The 16,584-nt window shown below is 54.9% G+C and carries 15 protein-coding genes; 8 read left to right on the forward strand and 7 right to left on the reverse strand.

Annotated elements, in window-relative coordinates; genetic code table 11:
- Positions 1-5: 5 nt before the first annotated feature.
- Together ABD949_RS17815 and ABD949_RS17820 are read right to left on the reverse strand one after the other, a co-directional pair.
- Positions 6-932, reverse strand: coding sequence for a dihydrodipicolinate synthase family protein (locus tag ABD949_RS17815; protein WP_345245408.1), 927 nt, complete (start codon positions 930-932; stop codon positions 6-8).
- A gap of 84 nt (positions 933-1,016) precedes the next feature.
- On the reverse strand, positions 1,017-2,354 hold the full coding sequence (locus ABD949_RS17820; RefSeq protein WP_345245410.1) for a glycoside hydrolase family 2 TIM barrel-domain containing protein: 1,338 nt from the start codon (positions 2,352-2,354) through the stop codon (positions 1,017-1,019).
- Between the two features lie 85 nt (positions 2,355-2,439).
- Between ABD949_RS17820 and ABD949_RS17825 the strand changes: the two genes are divergently transcribed.
- Complete coding sequence (locus tag ABD949_RS17825) at positions 2,440-5,169, forward strand: glycosyltransferase (protein WP_345245412.1); 2,730 nt, start codon at positions 2,440-2,442, stop codon at positions 5,167-5,169.
- A gap of 4 nt (positions 5,170-5,173) precedes the next feature.
- Here the strand turns inward: ABD949_RS17825 and ABD949_RS17830 are convergent, their stop codons facing one another.
- From ABD949_RS17830 to ABD949_RS17840, 3 genes are all read right to left on the reverse strand, one after another.
- On the reverse strand, positions 5,174-6,121 hold the full coding sequence (locus tag ABD949_RS17830) for a YihY/virulence factor BrkB family protein (protein ID WP_345245414.1): 948 nt from the start codon (positions 6,119-6,121) through the stop codon (positions 5,174-5,176).
- Positions 6,122-6,195: 74 nt separating this feature from the next.
- Positions 6,196-7,494: a sialidase family protein gene (locus tag ABD949_RS17835; RefSeq protein WP_345245416.1), complete on the reverse strand. Its 1,299-nt coding sequence runs from the start codon at positions 7,492-7,494 to the stop codon at positions 6,196-6,198.
- Between the two features lie 145 nt (positions 7,495-7,639).
- Complete coding sequence (locus tag ABD949_RS17840) at positions 7,640-8,647, reverse strand: Acg family FMN-binding oxidoreductase (RefSeq protein ID WP_345245418.1); 1,008 nt, start codon at positions 8,645-8,647, stop codon at positions 7,640-7,642.
- A 23-nt stretch (positions 8,648-8,670) separates the two neighbouring features.
- On the opposite strand from ABD949_RS17840, the gene ABD949_RS17845 reads away from it, so the two are divergent.
- Positions 8,671-8,838 carry a hypothetical protein gene (locus ABD949_RS17845; protein WP_345245420.1) on the forward strand — a complete coding sequence of 56 codons (168 nt, stop codon included), beginning with the start codon at positions 8,671-8,673 and terminating at the stop codon, positions 8,836-8,838.
- Positions 8,839-9,014: 176 nt separating this feature from the next.
- Here the strand turns inward: ABD949_RS17845 and ABD949_RS17850 are convergent, their stop codons facing one another.
- Positions 9,015-10,349 carry a phosphatase PAP2 family protein gene (locus ABD949_RS17850; protein ID WP_345245422.1) on the reverse strand — a complete coding sequence of 445 codons (1,335 nt, stop codon included), beginning with the start codon at positions 10,347-10,349 and terminating at the stop codon, positions 9,015-9,017.
- 194 nt (positions 10,350-10,543) lie between these two features.
- Between ABD949_RS17850 and ABD949_RS17855 the strand changes: the two genes are divergently transcribed.
- The 6 genes from ABD949_RS17855 to ABD949_RS17880 all read left to right on the forward strand — a co-directional run bounded on the left by ABD949_RS17855 (position 10,544) and on the right by ABD949_RS17880 (position 14,772).
- Entirely contained in the window at positions 10,544-11,587 is a 1,044-nt protein-coding gene (locus tag ABD949_RS17855) for a sensor histidine kinase (protein WP_345245424.1), read from the forward strand.
- On the forward strand, positions 11,580-12,272 hold the full coding sequence (locus ABD949_RS17860) for a LytR/AlgR family response regulator transcription factor (protein WP_345245426.1): 693 nt from the start codon (positions 11,580-11,582) through the stop codon (positions 12,270-12,272). The genes ABD949_RS17855 and ABD949_RS17860 overlap by 8 nt, the downstream gene beginning before the upstream one ends.
- 34 nt (positions 12,273-12,306) lie before the next feature.
- The gene (locus ABD949_RS17865) at positions 12,307-12,534 is read left to right on the forward strand and encodes a hypothetical protein (protein ID WP_345245428.1); all 228 of its coding nucleotides are present in this window, start codon (positions 12,307-12,309) and stop codon (positions 12,532-12,534) included.
- 12 nt (positions 12,535-12,546) lie between these two features.
- Positions 12,547-13,044: a hypothetical protein gene (locus ABD949_RS17870; RefSeq protein ID WP_345245430.1), complete on the forward strand. Its 498-nt coding sequence runs from the start codon at positions 12,547-12,549 to the stop codon at positions 13,042-13,044.
- A 123-nt stretch (positions 13,045-13,167) separates the two neighbouring features.
- Positions 13,168-14,286, forward strand: coding sequence for a sensor histidine kinase (locus ABD949_RS17875; RefSeq protein ID WP_345245432.1), 1,119 nt, complete (start codon positions 13,168-13,170; stop codon positions 14,284-14,286).
- Positions 14,287-14,376: 90 nt separating this feature from the next.
- On the forward strand, positions 14,377-14,772 hold the full coding sequence (locus ABD949_RS17880) for a VOC family protein (RefSeq protein ID WP_345245551.1): 396 nt from the start codon (positions 14,377-14,379) through the stop codon (positions 14,770-14,772).
- Between the two features lie 11 nt (positions 14,773-14,783).
- On the opposite strand, the gene ABD949_RS17885 is transcribed toward ABD949_RS17880, so the two are convergent.
- On the reverse strand, positions 14,784-16,526 hold the full coding sequence (locus ABD949_RS17885; RefSeq protein WP_345245434.1) for a serine hydrolase domain-containing protein: 1,743 nt from the start codon (positions 16,524-16,526) through the stop codon (positions 14,784-14,786).
- Between the last annotated feature and the right edge of the window lie 58 nt (positions 16,527-16,584).

A 16,584-nucleotide genomic window follows, 5' to 3' on the forward strand; every position in this document is an offset into this window, starting at 1 on the left:
ATTCATCAGGCCAGGCTTTCTTCGGGCCGGATCAGGGCGGGACGGTTAGCCAGGGCCGTCTGGATAATGGTTTCCACGCGGCTGCGCTCATCGCCTTCCAGCATCAGGCGCGGGGCCCGCACGTATTCGGAGCCGATGCCCGTGGCGGTGGCGGCCAGTTTGATGTACTGCACCAGCTTGGGGTGGATGTCCAGTTCCAGCAGGGGCATGAACCAGCGGTACAGGGCGCGGGCTTTGTCCAGTTTGCCCGCCAGCGCCAGTTCGTACAACTGTACGGTCTCCGCAGGAAAGGCATCTACCAGACCGGCTACCCAGCCGTCGGCACCCAGCAGCAGGGCTTCCAGCGCCAGGGTATCCACACCACCCAGCAACTTGTACCGGTCACCAAACGCATTCCGCATCCGGGTCAGGTTCGTCAGGTCCCGCGTTGACTCCTTCACCGCCTGCACGTTGGGCAATTCTGCCAGTTCCTCAAACATGGCAATGGTTACCGGGATCTTGTAATCTACCGGATTATTGTAGATCATGATCGGTAGCGGGGTCGATTCGGCCACTGTCCGGAAAAATACGGTCGTCTCCCGCGAATCGGCGAAGTAGCGCATGGGGGGCAGCAGCATCAGCCCGTCGGCCCCGCCCGCTTCGGCTTCACGGGCGGCCGCTATGGCCTCCCGCGTCGACGCTTCGGCAATGTTCATAATAATAGGCACCTGACCGGCGCTGACGGCAATGGCGGTGGCCAGCAAATCCTGTTTTTCGGAGCGGGTGAGGGTACTGGTTTCGCCCAGCGATCCGCTCAGGATCAGCCCATGCACCCCGGCGGATAGCTGCGCCTGCAGGTTGGTTTCAAAAAGGGCCAGGTCTACCGTATCGTCGGCCGTAAATGGAGTCAATAACGCAGGATAAACGCCCTGCCAGAGTACCGGGGATGTCATAATGGGAGAGGGGGATAAAACAGATTTATTTGGACACAGCTGCTGGTGAGGGCATCTGCCCCGTAAAGAAAAGAAACGTTTCGCTTATCTGGAACTCAGTTGCTTATTATCTCCGGCAAAGAAGGGCACGTTGGCCGTAGCTACGCTGCCTTTCCCGTCGTAGGCATACACAAACAGGCGGTAAGGGCCCGATTGCGCAGGACAGGTAAACTGCACTGTGGCCGTATTGTCGCTACGCAGCACGCCCCTAACCGGCAGGGGCTTGATTTCTTTATCTACAGAACCGTCTAACTCCCGCCAGTCCGACTCGGGCAGCAGTTCCCAATGGTAGCGCAGGGAGTCGCCCTCCGGGTCCTGAGCCGCTACGCTGGCCGTGTACGTGGTGCCGGGCAACAGGCGGCTGGTGTTAAGGCCTGCCTGATCATGTACGTGAATTGACACCAGGTGGGGCGCTTTGTTGGCCGGCCACTGACCACTCCAGAGGTATTGCAGCATATCGGCTACGGCCGTTTTTTCGCCTTTCTCGCCCAGCATGCCGAACCAGGTGGTGGTGCATTCCTGCTTCTGGCCCCAGTAGAAGGCGTAGGCCCCCAGGCAGCGGGACGAGTCGCCCAGCACCCCGGCCTTATAGCGGGAGCTGAGAAACTGCGCCTTCTGCGAACTGGTGGGCTCAATCGGCGCTTTCCATTCCGTCAGGGGTGTTTCCCAGTAACCAGGTGGTCCATATTCGGTGATGATATAAGGCCCATTCCAGCCGGCCTGGCGGGCATCTTCGGCCAGGTGGGCCAGACCCCCGTATCGGTTTACCGACAAAATGTCAATATGCGGGCACTCCTTTTGCAGCAGCCGGATCTTCTCGGGCAGGATAGCATTCATGGCGGTGGTGGTCGGATGGTTCGGGTCCAGTTCGTGAATCATGGCCGCAATCTCGTTGATAACCCGCCATACTTTCCCGTTGGCCGTACCCAGTTCCATTTCATTGCCGATGCACCACATAAGCAGGGCCGGATGGTTCCGGTACCGCAGCACATCCTGCCGGATACGCTCTTTTAACTGGGCGACGGCTTCCTGATTAAAAAAATCAAATCCTTCTTTTTCGCGAATCAGCCATAACCCCAGCATTACCGTGAGATCCTGCGCATGTGCCTGGTCCAGAATGCGCTCGGCATCGTTGGTATCCCACACCCGTATGGAGTTGCCGCCCATGGCCCGCAGCCGGTCGTAATAACCATACCCGCCGACTCCTTTGATAAAAAAGGGCTGTCCGTTGCGGTAAAGCCGGTACCCATGATCATCTTTACGAATAATTACTGTGCGGGATTCCGATGCGCTATCCGGCTGACTGCCCGGCCGTTCCTGTGGCCGGCAGCCCATTACCCCTGCCCCCGTAAAAAGGAGCAGTAGGTAAACTAATTTCCTCAAAGTGTGTAAATAGTTTATTTTTACCGGTAAAGATAGACACCAGAACGGAATGGCATAACACCCCGATTTCTTTCTGGACAAACGCATGATTGGTACGTCTGACGTCATAAAAGCCCCAAAGCCTACCCGGAAAGAACGCCTTACGGTACGATTTCTGATTGGGTTGGGGCTGCTGGCCTTGCTGCAGTTCATCTGGTGGTTTTTCCTGCCCGGTCACAAAGGGCATCCCTGGCTCTACGGGCTGCTGACCTTCTCGCTGTTATATAAAGTGTTCCGGATGCTGCACGAGTGGTACCATTACGTCAGCATCAGTGTGCCCGAACGCCCGGTTGCCCATCGCCCCTATGCCGTCGATGTGTTGACCACGGCCTGCCCCGGTGAGCCGCACGAGATGATCATCAACACCCTGGAAGCCATTCAGCGTATAACCTACCCGCATACCACGTACCTCTGTGATGAAGGCGACGACCCGGTGCTGAAGGAAGTGTGTCGCCGGCTGGGGGTCATTCACGTGACCCGTACCGAGAAGGTTGACGCCAAAGCCGGCAACATCAACAACGCGCTACGGCAGGCCACTGGCGACCTGTGCGTTATTCTGGACCCGGATCATATACCGGTGCCTCAGTTTCTGGACCGGGTTGTGCCGTACTTCGAGGATGAAGAAGTCGGGTATGTGCAGGTGGTGCAAGCCTATTACAACAAACGCGAAAGCCTGGTTGCTTTCGGTGCGGCCGAGCAGACCTACCATTTCTACGGCCCCATGATGATGAGCATGGGACAGTACGGCACGGCGCAGGCTATTGGGGCTAACTGTACCTTTCGGCGGGCCGCACTGGATTCGATTGGCGGCCATGCTCCCGGCCTGGCCGAGGATATGCATACCGCCATGCGGCTCCATGCCGCGGGGTGGAAGTCGGTATACGCCCCCGAGATCCTGTCGCACGGCCTGGTGCCAGCCACCCTGGCGGCTTATTACAAACAGCAGGTGAAGTGGGCCCGGGGCTCGTTTGATCTGCTGGTACACGTTTACCCCAGGCTGTTCAGCCGGTTTACATGGCGGCAGAAGCTGCACTACCTGACGGCTCCGCTGTATTACCTCTTCGGCCTGATTGGCCTCATTGATCTGCTGGTACCGGCGGCTTCGCTGGTCATGGCCGAGTATCCCTGGACGGTCCATTTCGGTGAGTTCCTGCTCCGGTTCCTGCCGGTCTTTATTCTGGCCATGCTGATCCGGCAATACGCGCAGCGGTGGCTGCTCGAAGAACACGAAAAAGGCTTTCACATGCTGGGAGGACTATTGCGGGTGGGTACCTGGTGGATCTATCTGCTGGGACTGGTTTACACCGTGGTGGGGGTAAATGTGCCGTATATCCCCACACCCAAGAACGATAAGCTGCGGAACAACTTCTGGCTTTGTTTACCCAATATACTTGCCATGGTACTGAGCCTCGGCGCTATCGGCTATGCCTACTATTATTATGGTTTCTATAAAGACATCTGGTGGGAAGCCCTGGAAGCCGAAGCCCTGCCCAAATACTACTCTTACGCCCTGTTCATGGCTTGTTTTGCCTTCATAAATGTAGGGGTACTGGGCTTTAATGTGCTGATGGGACAGGAGAAATTTATCGCTACGGTATACGGCTTCTTCAAGCGAAAACCCGGGTTTACCGGGCGTCTGCAGCCGGTTCGGGTGGCGATCTGGCACCTGCAGCACGGCTTTTATCGGGTATTGCGTCAATACGCGCTGATGTTTATTGTGCCGCTGATTGGCCTGGTTGCTTATTTGGAGGTGGCCTACAATACGTTTTCGGTGCTGCGGCCGGTCCGGGTGGAGCAACTGGGAGCCCGCTGGAAGAACAGCCCGGTGCTGGCGGGTATTTACGTACCGGAAATGGACCGGAAGAACGGGTTTGAGCGGGTGACCGAACTGGAAAAGAACCTGAATACCTCCTTTGCCGTCATCTCCTTTTATCAGGCCTGGGGACCAGAGAGCCTCGACTCCTTCCCGGCCGACCGTATCCGGACCATTGCCGCCCAGGGCGCGCAGCCGCTAATTACCTGGGAGCCCTGGTCGAGTACCTTCCCGGAGTTTAAAACGCATCCCGAACTGAGCCGGAACCATCAGGTGTTTCGTTATATTACCGGAGGTAAGTTTGACGCGTACCTGCGCAGGTACGCAGCGCTGATCAAGGCGCAGCCCACGCCGGTTTTTATCCGCTTCGCGCACGAAGCGGATAACCCCCACTTCCCCTGGTCGAACCGGGGCAACAATACGCCGGGTGAGTTTATTGCTGCCTGGCGGTATGTGGTAACTTTTTTCCGGCAGGCCGGGGTCCGCAACGTCCAATGGGTCTGGAACCCCTGGCAGGATACGGCTTTTAAAACCTATTTCCCCGGCACAGACTACGTAGACTGGATCGGGTTTACCTGCCTGAACTACGGCAAAGCCGCGGCCGATGGGGAGTGGCATTCCTTTCAGGCGCTGTACGAACCCCTGCGCACGCAAATTCTGCGGTACGACGATACGCGTATCCGGAACAAACCTGTGATGCTGGCGGAGTTTGGGTCAACAACATTCGGCGGTGATCAGGTCCGCTGGCTCGACGATGCCCTCACCCGGTTGCCCCAATACCCGGAAATCCGGTCGGTGGTGTTCTTTAACACCGAGAAAGATGAAAACTGGACTACCGTATGGCGGCCCGACGATATCACGCGGATGATCGACTGGAGTATCGATGCCTCGGCCGATGCGGTCCGGGTTATCCAGCAACACCTGAGAGGCCAGCACTTTGTGGCCGCAGACAAAGTACGCTGACCAACTACTCCTTCGGCTGCTCATCGTCTTCGGTAATGGAATAGCCCACGGCAGTCGTTTTGGGTTCGATCTCCATATCGATCCATTTGGCGTACTGGCGGGTAAAAGACGCTCCGAAATAAAAAATCAGGGAGCAGTAATACACAAACAGCAGCACCAGCGTAATCCGGCCGGCAGTGCCGTACAGGGACCGAAGCTGGCTATAGGTGAGCAGTTGATTCAGGATCAGTTCGCCGAAGGTAAACAGCACGGCCGTCACCAGGGAGCCAATCCAGACCGCCGGCCAGCGTATGCGACTATCGGGCAGCACCTTAAAGAGCATGACAAACCAGATCATGAGGAGTACCACCGATAGTACGTAATGGGCTGTATCCAGAAAAATCTTGTCGCTGCCGGAGGGAGGGGCGCTCAGCAGGTTCAGCGCCTGGTGGATACCAATGGCACCCATAAACAACAGACCGGAGCCGAGTACCAGCGCCAGAAAAACCAGACGGTCCCGCAGAATATACAGGGACGAGCGGTCTTCCTTCGGTTTCACATTCCAGAGCTGGTTGAGCGACCGCTTCATGATGGCAAACATCGATGTGGCGCTTATCAGCAAAATCAAAATGCTCAACGTGGTCAGCAGCGGATCGGTGCGGTCCTGCTGGAGGTGCTGGGAAATATCTTTGAGCTGGCGGGCACTTTGCGGCCCGAAAATCTCGGCTAACCGCCCGAACAGCCGGACACTGATCGTTTGCTGGCGATCCTGCAGGAGCGTGCTGAAAACCTGGCTGAGAATGATAACCATGGGGGGCAGGCCGAAGAAGGCAAAGAATGCCGTTGCCCCGGCCATGCGTACAGGATCGTTCTTCCTGAAGTTGGCGAAGGTTTGCCTGAAAAGGGTCAGAAAAGAGAGAACTTGTCCCATTACGTACGTTGCTTTCACGTACGTAACGGGGTGTACTGCCAAAGGGTTTACCGGTAAAAAAAATGCCCGGCTTCCAGGAGATGGGCAGCCGGGCATTCGAAAGAAATTTTTACCGATTACAGGTCAGCCTGAGCCACCTCTATGGAGTTCCGGTTGTTCGGATTCCGGACTTCATAGGCGACCAAAAGCTTACCCTGATTCACCAGCCCGGTGGAGTTGGTCGCGTTAATAGCTTTCTTCACAAACTGAGTGGTCGACGGCTTGTCGGACCGGATCGTCTGGTAAGCGATCACCGAGGAGGTACCGGATTCGGCTACCTGGCTTTGCTCCCACACCAGCACGGCCGCGTTCGGTGCCGGGGCCAGCCACGCGTTTTTGGCCGTTGGGTTATCTATCACAAACAGGCGCTTGCCCTGCTGGTTGGCTACCCGGATACCCGGCGCATCGGTGGTGCCCGAAAACCAGGCGATCAGGTTAGTGCCCGCTCCGATGGCTGAAGTAGGACCGGAGTGCGGACAACCGTTGACTTTCCAGTTGTCGGGCGACAGGATGCTGGCTTTGGTGAATGTCTGCCCGTTGTCGGTCGAACTCAGGTGGGCAATGTCGCGGATGTTATCCTGGTTTTCGCGGTAGTACATCCGCAGCGTGCCCGAGGCATCGACCAGCAGGCTGATGTTGCAGCAGTCGCACACAAACGGATCGAGTACTTTCTCGGGGCCGAATTTACCGTTGGCTGTCGTTACAAAGCGGAGGTCACGCTCGTGCGGTTTGCCCGGAATATCGTTCAGATAAGCGACGCCCACTTCGCCGTTGGCCAGCACAATGGCGTCGAAAAAGCCACGTACCATCTGGGCTGTTTTGTCCTGGTGCACAGGGGTAGGTATGCTCCAGGTAGTGCCACCATCATTCGAAGCGCAGTATACGATTTGTAAGTCGGAAGCGCGGCCGCCCCGGTTAGCCTGCTGGGCCGGTTTGGTCTCGCTGGCGGCTGCGCCGTGGTTGTGATGACCGGCATGGCGATGCCCGGCATCGGCCTGGCTGTTCATGGCGGCTTTGGCTACCTCAGGGCCCTGCAGGGCAAAAACCGCTACCGGCTGACCACCCTTCCGGAACAACAGTTTCGGACGCATCAGCCGCGAACTACCGATACCCGGCGAGGCAAAAATCAGTTTTTTAGCGCCGAAGGTAGCGCCGTTGTCCGTCGACTCCGCCCAGTAAAAGTAGATGGTACCCTGCTGGTCTTTTTCCGTCCATGACAAGGCAACACTGCCGCTAGGCGTGCGGGTAAGCGTAGGTACGGCAAAGGTGCGGGTCGTATCGGTGAATACGGGTTTGGCGAAACTGTTCGTGGTCAACACAAGCAGGAATGTGGCACAAACAAGGGAGAAAAGCGCTATTGTTACGTATTTTTTCATGCTGATTACATGGATATTCTGACAGGCGAAAGCGTTGCTATTATTTAGACTAATTATAATCAATGCAAAGGTGCGTAATAATTACATTCAACGCCACACCTGACGCAGAAAAGTTTTAGGCGTCTCTGCGTGCTGGCTTATTGGGCTAGTTTGCCAGGGGGCCTCTTGGGTCTGCCAGGGTACGGGAAGATTCGACAACCACCTCGTTTATGGGTCTGCGGTAGGAGTACGGCATTTTCGCCGAATACCCGATGCGGACCAGCATCAGCGGTTGTTCGCCTTCGGTTAGCTGGAGTAGTCGGGCTAACTTCTCTCGGACATCAACTTCCTGGCAGGGCATATTTTCGGGGGCGTTATGAATGCCCAAGGCGCTGGCGGTCAACGTAAAGCGTTCAAAGGCCCGCCCGACATTGATCCAGTTGGCCAGGGTGTTCTGTTTCGCCACAAAAACCACGAGGGCCGACGAACTTCGGATCAGCTTTTCGCACTTGGCCGCTTCGTGTTCCGGCGATACGGTATTACCCATGATGAATTTGCCGAACCAGTCGGGCACCGACGGACTTCCCACGGCCGCACTGTACAGGCCATCCTGCGTTTTTTCGGCTTTGGCCTGGTTGAACCGAATCCAGTGCACCAGTTCATCGACAAAGGCGGTATTGGTAAACTGGCGCATGCAGGCTTCTTTAGCCAGTTCGGTCACGGCCGCTATCATATAGGGCTCGGTAATGATCCGGCACGAAACGCCCTCATGGCTGATTGATGCGTTAAGCTGGGCAAGGTGATCTGGCGGAATAACCCGGCCATCGTACTCGTTGCGGGTACTCTGGCGGATATTGATCTGGCTAAACAGGGTAGCGTACTTCCGGCGCGATGCCGGCCACAGCGAAACATCAATAGACGCGTCATCTCCTTCGTGAGCCATAGCGAAGGCTTCATAGCCGTAATGATCGGCCGCAATTACCAGATTCTCCAGGGCACAGCCCAGGCTGATAAAAAGCTCGTGGTTATCCGGATCTGTTACCGGTAATGACCGCGTAAAGTCAGGGCGTATGGTTATGTGGTCTTCGTCTACCTTGAACTTCCAGGGCTGTGTATTGTGGCCCGATGGTGCTTTTATGGCATTTTCGATGATGAGCTGTAAGTGCTTTTCCATGGGTTGACGGGTAAATCGTGCAGATGATGGTACTGGAAATGATTGGTAAAGATGGCAGGCAGGAGAGGTCCGAAGCCATGAGAGCGATCAAAATAAGAACTGATTTTTATCACCGGCCCGTAGTGGGTGCAGAAATTACCGGCCTGACCACGGCGTCCTTACTAACCAACGCCGGTAGTTTGTACGTCTAACAACCTGGAAAAACAGGAGATAAATCGCGGAGAGGTTAAGAACGGGTAGGCGCAAAAAGAACGTCTTAAAAAAAGCCTGCTGACAGCATCAGCAGGCTTTTTGGCAATGGTACTAAACACCTTCAATTTAATTGATTGTGACTAAGGGCCGTCCAGGATTACTGAGCGGCCAGCCTCTATTTTCGCTTAGCCAGCGTCAGGTCTTCGTCGGCACCATCGGTCATGATGCGCTGAATAACCGCGTTGGCCACCTTTCTACCCAAATCCAGCCCGGTGTCATTATCGGTGCGGAAGTGGATACCGGCTTGGAAGCGGGACTCGGCACCGTCTTTGGCGATTTTCTGGAACTGAACCCTGTCGGCCGGGAAGAAATGGGCGTACAGTTCGCCGATCATGCCGGTCATGACCGCGTGGCCCGATGGATAGCCGGGGAAGGGGGGCGTCGGTACCAGCGATTGGTAGGTGGGATCGTATTGATCCGGACGGATGCCCCAGTAAGCATATTTGGCGTCCCAGCAGGAGACAAAGCTATCGTACGAGGCAATGGCCACGGCTGCATAGATCCGGGCGGCCCGGGGCGCATTCAGGTGCAGGTTCTGCTCGAACATCTTTTTGTTTAGCAGATCATCGGACGAAAACTGACTGGCGTAATAAAACGCATTGGCTTTCGACCGGAACGTTTGTTTGAACGCCTTCAACTCGGCCATGTCTTTAGCAAAATCGGACGGTGGACCGGGCCGAAACTGGCTGGCATTGGTCAGCACCACCGTTTTGTTCAGACCACCCGTCGGGAACATCGGCTTTTTGCCGTTCCAGATGCCGGGGCTGTCGGGGCGCTTCCCATCCCAGGGCTTTGCATACACGTAGTCTTTTGTTTGCGCCAGTTCGGCCTCAGCAATGCGCTTGCCCAGCTCAAAGCCGGCGCGGGTGTCGCTCGGGAATGCCATGCCGGCTGCAATGCGCGATGCCATAGCCTGCTGGGCCATGCGCCTGACCGAATCGGCCAGGTGCGGATAGAAATGCGCGATGATGGTAGACGCCACCCCGGCCGCTACCGAGACTTCGCAGGGATATGACGGACTGTCTGGCTTTATTCCCTGCACTTTTATACGGCTGTCGGCCGCATACGGACGGGGGCGGTTATACGCATACTTGGTGTCCCAGGCCGCAATGGTGGCATCGTAGGTAGCAACGTGCAACAGCAGGTTCGACAGCACGCCGTTGGAACTGGTATCCGTCATCCATAATCTGCCGATCATGTTGTTCCAGCGGTAACCGGGTGCGCCGGCGTTCCAGAACTGAATTTGTTGCCGGCCGGCTGCGTCCAGGTTTTGCTGGGCCGCCAGCACCTGCGCCACTTCGTCTTTGTGGGAGGCTGGTTTGGGTAAGCGATAGTCTTTGCCCGATGCGATAAACCAGGTCTTCCAGGTACCGGCCGTAGGTTCCACCTGAGCCTGCAGGTGCGCGGCCATGCTTAGCACAGCCGTCAGGGTTAGTAAGCTCTTTTTCATAGATAGACTGAGATTTTAAGTCAAGATTATTTATTTCAAAAGAGTGATAAAAGCCCTCATCCACAGACAACCGTTTTGGGTATACGAACAACAGAACCAGGACAATAAAGCCGTTTGTTGACGCAAATGGCATTTCCGTAGCCGACCTGTTCAGGGAGGAGCAGCTTTCTGAAAAATATCTTTTATTTAGCGGAATGAACCTATCCGTAACGAAAGAGCAGTTTACGTTTTACAGCCGGGTCGGCGCTGCTTTCCTGCTGCTGTGGCTGTTTGGCGATCTGGTCAGTCATCCCGATACCTTTTATCCCAGAGTCTGGAACAATATCTGGCGGTGGGCGTATGTGCTGGTGCTTAATTTTATCCTGTTTGAATACACCCTGCCGTTTATCAGGTTTACCTGGAAGCGAATACTGTTGGGGCTTTTCCTGCTGTGGGTGCACCTGATGTTGTACTCGTTTGGCCTGTATGCCTGGCGGCTGATCGGCATTGCGTTGCACATTTATACGCCACTGGTAACATTTGCCGACACCGACAAGGCAGTAGAATCTCAAATGTCGTACAGCGCCGGTTCTATTTTTTTCTTCGGGGCTATCCGGCTCCTTTACGGCTATACCAAACTTAGACAGACCGCGCAGCAATTGCGCATCGAAAAACAGGCCGCCGAACTGAACTACCTCAAGTCGCAGACCAACCCACACTTCTTATTCAATACGTTAAACAACATCTATTCATTAGCCCGAATTAAATCAGATCTGGCCCCCGAGTCCATTCTGCGCCTGTCTAAAATACTGCGGTACATGCTCTACGAAACCAGCGGGGCCTATGTGGCTATCGAACAGGAGCTAAAGATCATCAGTGACTATATTGCCCTGGAGCAATTGCGGTATGATGAGTCCCTGCGGGTTAACTTTAACTATGATGTTGAGGAGATGAGACAGGCATTACCACCCCTGTTGCTAATGCCCCTGGTAGAAAATGCCTTCAAACACGGAGTTTCGGAAACCCGCAGCCAGCCGTTTGTCGATATTCACCTGTCTGTAAACCAGCGGAAGCTGGCCTTTATCGTGAAGAACTCAACCGAGGCATTTCCGGAGGAGCGGAGTATCAACGAAAACATCGGCCTGTCGAACCTGCGACGACAACTGGAATTACTCTACACCGATTACAATCTGTCGGTGCAGCCGGGCGAATCGGTGTTTACCGCCACGTTAAAAATCAATCTGGCGAGCCATGTCTAAACTAACCTGCATGATCATTGAAGACGAGCCACTGGCCGTAAAGGTGTTGGTCGACTATATTTCGCAGGTGCCGTTTCTGGAGTTACAGGGAACGTTTAAAGATGCCATTCTGGCTACAGATTACCTGCGGCATCATACCGTCGATCTGATGTTTCTGGACATTCATCTGCCGAAACTGAAAGGCATGGCATTTCTGAAGACGCTGGCCCACCCGCCGGCGGTGATCATTACCACCGCTTACCACCAGTACGCCGTAGAGGGTTTTGACCTGAACGTGACCGATTACCTGCTCAAGCCATTTGAGTTTGAGCGTTTTCTGGTTGCCGTCAACAAGGTTAAGAAAGCAGGCTGGGAAGTACCGAAACCCCACGAGAGCCCGGATCTTAAAGATTACCTGTTTCTGACGGTCCAAAAGAAGAAGGTAAAGATCTTGTTCTCGGAGATTTTGTACGTCGAAAGCCAGCGGGAATATATCAAACTCGTTACCACCAAAGCGACCTACCTCCCGAAGATGAGTACCCACGAAATTGAAGCGCTGTTACCGCCTGCGCTTTTCAAGCGTATTCACCGGTCGTTTATCGTGGCCGTCCGTAAAATTGATTCCTACACCGCTGAGTACGTTGAAGTGAATGGTGTGTCGATCCCCATCGGCCGGGGGTATCGGGATATACTCGAAAATTTGTAACTTTTGGCCCGTGGTTGACTAAAACTACATAGCCATGAAAACAGGATTCGTCAGAAATTTCTCGAAGGACCTGACCGTCTATCGCCGGTTAAGGCGGCAGGTAGTTGCTGAATTTAAAGAGGATCTGGCGCAGGCAACGGGTTGGCGAAAAGATTGGGTTCGGTGGAAGCGATGGCTCACTCTGCAAAGTCGCTATAACGAACTGCTGTTTCAGGCAGAAAAGTCTGTAGCCGAAAACCGCCTGATCTACGCTAACACCTAAACACGGTTACCTATGCGATCATTACAGCAACGTCTACCCGGCTTTAAAGCCACCTGCATCCTGGTTGGTGTACTCGATATGCTCTTTGCCGGCAGTATGTTTGCGCAGGGCATTGTGAACGGCATGGCGCAGTTTAAGGTGCCGTCCGGTGTGCTGACCGCTCCGCACTACATCGATGCCATGTTTTTCGTGTTTCTGCACATGTTCATGATCGGCATCCTGATCATCCTGATCGGTGTGCTGGCCGAAGACCCGGCAAAAAAAGTCTGGGTGGCACGGGTACTGGTGGTGGTGCATGCTGTTTATGCTTATTTTGACATCCAGTCCTCCGATAACTATTTCGGCAATGCGCTGTACCAGGGGCCGGCTTCGGTTATTCCCGTTTATATTGACCTGTTTTATATACTGCTGTTTCTCCGGCTAAGCTTTGCCAAAACCGCACCAAAGCCGGTGACTGAACCTGCTGCTGTCACTACGAAGCGGAAGGGAAAACCGGCCCGGCTTTCGTAAGCAGCCCGGCTTTGTTTTGCGTGTTATGGGCCCCGGCGGTAAAGGCGGTAAAGTATGAAGAAGATTTGTTTTCTATAGGCAAAATAGAGAAATTAGCATCTGCCCGTTGCGGGCGCTAACTTCATGAGACTGCTTCGTCAGCTTTTTACCTTACCCGATCTGAATTTGTCACCTCAGAGCAAGTGGATTATCATCGGCTTGTTTTCGTGGGGTATTCCACTCTTCAACTATTTCTGGCTTGGCCCACGTTATTACCAGGATTGGCGGGTGCTGCTGGTAGCTACGTTGCTGGGGTTTGCCATCTGCCTGCCATTCCTGGGATTGCAGACAGCCGCTGTAAGGCTCATTGGTAACCGGTTTCCCAACTTTGAGCAGACGTTTATTCGAGTCGGCCTCGAATTGATGGTGACGGCCTTTGTAGCCCTGGCGGTAGAGCAAGCGGTGCGCTATACGTACATGGCGGTCTTTGACGGCTTTAGCATCAGTCGCGACAAGATGCTGACAATTCTGGCCATGGGGCTGATTACCAATTTCGTGTCGGTGGGTTTGTACGAGTGTTACTATACGCTCAACAAGTGGAAGGAAAAAAGTCTGCAGGCGGAGGCCTTCCGGCGCGAATCGCTGCTCAATCAGCTGGAGGTACTTAAGAATCAGGTAAATCCTCACTTTCTGTTCAACAGCCTGAATTCGCTCTCCTGCCTAATCAGCGAATCGCCCCGGCAGGCAGAGCAGTTTGTCGACGAACTCTCGAAAGTTTACCGCTACCTGCTCCAGACCAACGAAGGCGAACTGGCCACCCTGGAACAGGAACTTGGCTTTATTGAGGCATATTATTACCTGCTGAAAACCCGGTATAATGAAGGCATTCACCTGCACGTTGATGTCGCCCCCGACTGCCGCACGCATCTGCTGCCCCCGCTGACGCTGCAACTGCTGGTTGAGAATGCGGTAAAGCACAATAGTGTACAGGCGAGCTCACCTTTGCAAATCGGTATCCACACCACGGCCAATGGATACCTGCGGGTGCGTAACAACCTGCAGCGAAAGAACAGCCGGGTGCTGAGTAACGGCGTCGGATTGAACAATATTACGGCCAAGTACCGCATCTTATCCCTGTCTAATCCTGCTTTATCGGAACCGATGATTGCCGAGGATGGCGGTGAGTTTACCGTCACGCTGCCGCTGCTGTCGGCCGCTAACCCGCGTATACAAGCGGTGGCTAAGTCGCTGGACCCTTTATAAATGCCTCATGGTAGGTAGTGGGTTAATTCAGCACGTATACAGGCTAACAAGGTACCGCTGTTAAATGGCTGAATGAACGAAATTTGCCCGATGCGTATCGATCATCTTGCCATATGGGTCCGCGATCTGGAAGGAATGCGGACCTTCTACGAAACCTACTTTGGTGCCCGGTCCAACGAGCGGTACTACAATCCCAAAAAGGACTTCTACTCGTATTTTCTGTCGTTCGACGGAGAGGAGACCGTTCGGCTGGAACTAATGACGATGTCGGGGATTCCGCCTACCAAAGACGACGCCCTTGCCCAGTTCTCCGGCCTGATCCATTTTGCCATCTCGGTAGGAAGCGAAACTACCGTCGATACGCTGACGGAGCGACTGCGGGCCGACGGGTATACCGTTGTTGGTGAACCCCGCTGGACCGGTGATGGCTACTACGAGAGCGTCGTGCTGGACCCGGAGCGGAACCGCATCGAGATTACCCTGTAAGCGCTAACCGCCTACTTGTCTACCACATCATAATCGGTGACCTGTCCGTCGGGGGTCAGGTGGACAATGGCATACCGCTGACCCGTACCCGTTTGTAGTTTGTAGGCGATTACCTGATCCACCGGGCTCTGGTGGCGTTCAATACCGCGCCCGGTTGTGTTTTCCGCATGGATATAGGTAAGCGATTTCAGGCCCGTGAGTTCACGGGTACCGCCCGCAAAATCTTTTCGGGCACCGGGCGTGATGCCGGAGGTTTTCTCCAGCGTCGTTCCGCCCTGAGAAATAGCCTTCAGCGCCGTTTCAATCTGGCGGGTGCGGGCCGGGTCAGGGTCGGCGCCCGGCTTCAGGGTATGGAGCAACGGGCCAATGCGGGGCGCTTTGCGTTCTCCCCGGCCGTTTTTCCAGATGACTTCCCGCATTTCACCTTTCTCTCCGGGAATAAATGTTACCTGCACATTCCGGTCTGTAGAGACAAATTGGGTGGGGGTTTCCGGCACAAACTCTTCATCGGGAAAACCATCGGACAGCGTAACCAACCGGTCTTTTCCAGCCACGAAGGTGATCATCTGGTTGTTAAATAATTCGTAGCGGCCCTCAAAAGCGAGGAGTTCGCTGGGATTAATCCGGATCGCCGTCGGCTTCGCCGGAGCCGGGTCTGCGTAACCGGCCCAGTGGTATTCTTTAGCGATAGCGTCCTGAATCCGGCTCAGCATTCGGGAGTTATCATTGGCATTGATCATGATTACGGCCCCTTGTCCGGACTCAACGCCAGCGGTCATCAGGGCATCGAACCCTTCGTCCCGTCCGTTGTGCCCAAATCGCATCGAAGCACCTTCGCCTTCCAGAAATACCCCCAGCCCATCGTTATTCTTCTGGTCGGTGAGCATCTGCTGCGTCATTTGCTGCGTAATGACCCCAACCGGCTTACCGGCAAAGCTGTTCTGAATACTGATGGCAAAACGCGCCAGATCGGTCGGCGTGGTCCATAAGCCGGCCGCAGCCATCTCGGGGTAAATATGCCAGCGTCCGTTGACCAACTGCCGGTCCCGCAGGTGCCCGGTTGCCGTTATAGCGGCTTTATCCGCCGGTAGCGGCTGCGCATAGGTGCTCCCGGTCATGCCCAGTGGTTCCAGTACGGCCTCCTGCATGAAGGCCGGAAACGGCCGGCCCGTCACGTCTTCCATCAGCAACTGCATCACCGTATACCCACCGCCCGAATAACGCCATTGTGTGCCGGGCTCAAAATTCACCCGGACGGGAGCCGTGTTGGCCGGGGGCGTACCGTCGAGAATCTGCACCAGCGTTGGAAGTGGACTACCTGCTTCATACCCTGGAAATCCGTGTACAGTCAGGCCGGTGGTGTGGCTGAGCAACCCCCGCAGGGTTACCTTTTTGTCTCTGGTAAACTCATTGTTGGGGACTTTCCAACTGCGCAGTTTGGTATTCACGTCTTCATCCAGCGACAGGTGACCGGCTTCGACCAGATGCAGCGCCCCCATAGCCGCCACCGACTTGCTGATGGAGCCGGCCTGGAACAGGGTAGCCGTCGTGAGGGGCGTTGTACCGCTTTTGTCGGTGAATCCGTAGGCTTTGGCTTTTACAATTTTCCCATCCTGAATAATGGCCAGCGACAGGCCCGGTATGTTTCGCTTGCGGAGCTGTTGCCGGATAAACTCATCCAGATCATCGGCCTGAACCGGAGGGATGAACAGAAATAGGAAAAAGAGCAGGGCGGAGTGATGGAGCGGACGCATGGGCATTGATGGATTTTTGTAAGGTATGGTCAATATAGGAATCTGGTGTAAATAAATC

It is taken from the genome of Nibrella saemangeumensis, assembly GCF_039541915.1.
In the GTDB taxonomy this organism is placed as follows: Bacteria; Bacteroidota; Bacteroidia; order Cytophagales; family Spirosomataceae; genus Nibrella; species Nibrella saemangeumensis.

Coding starts and splice junctions, on each gene's coding strand:
- ABD949_RS17825 (WP_345245412.1), top strand. CDS start 2,440: ATGATTGGTACGTCTGACGTCATAAAAGCCCCAAAGCCTACCCGGAAA.
- ABD949_RS17845 (WP_345245420.1), top strand. CDS start 8,671: ATGATGGTACTGGAAATGATTGGTAAAGATGGCAGGCAGGAGAGGTCC.
- ABD949_RS17875 (WP_345245432.1), top strand. CDS start 13,168: ATGAGACTGCTTCGTCAGCTTTTTACCTTACCCGATCTGAATTTGTCA.
- ABD949_RS17870 (WP_345245430.1), top strand. CDS start 12,547: ATGCGATCATTACAGCAACGTCTACCCGGCTTTAAAGCCACCTGCATC.
- ABD949_RS17880 (WP_345245551.1), top strand. CDS start 14,377: ATGCGTATCGATCATCTTGCCATATGGGTCCGCGATCTGGAAGGAATG.
- ABD949_RS17865 (WP_345245428.1), top strand. CDS start 12,307: ATGAAAACAGGATTCGTCAGAAATTTCTCGAAGGACCTGACCGTCTAT.
- ABD949_RS17855 (WP_345245424.1), top strand. CDS start 10,544: ATGAACCTATCCGTAACGAAAGAGCAGTTTACGTTTTACAGCCGGGTC.
- ABD949_RS17840 (WP_345245418.1), bottom strand. CDS start 8,647: ATGGAAAAGCACTTACAGCTCATCATCGAAAATGCCATAAAAGCACCA.
- ABD949_RS17860 (WP_345245426.1), top strand. CDS start 11,580: ATGTCTAAACTAACCTGCATGATCATTGAAGACGAGCCACTGGCCGTA.
- ABD949_RS17850 (WP_345245422.1), bottom strand. CDS start 10,349: ATGAAAAAGAGCTTACTAACCCTGACGGCTGTGCTAAGCATGGCCGCG.
- ABD949_RS17835 (WP_345245416.1), bottom strand. CDS start 7,494: ATGAAAAAATACGTAACAATAGCGCTTTTCTCCCTTGTTTGTGCCACA.
- ABD949_RS17815 (WP_345245408.1), bottom strand. CDS start 932: ATGACATCCCCGGTACTCTGGCAGGGCGTTTATCCTGCGTTATTGACT.
- ABD949_RS17885 (WP_345245434.1), bottom strand. CDS start 16,526: ATGCGTCCGCTCCATCACTCCGCCCTGCTCTTTTTCCTATTTCTGTTC.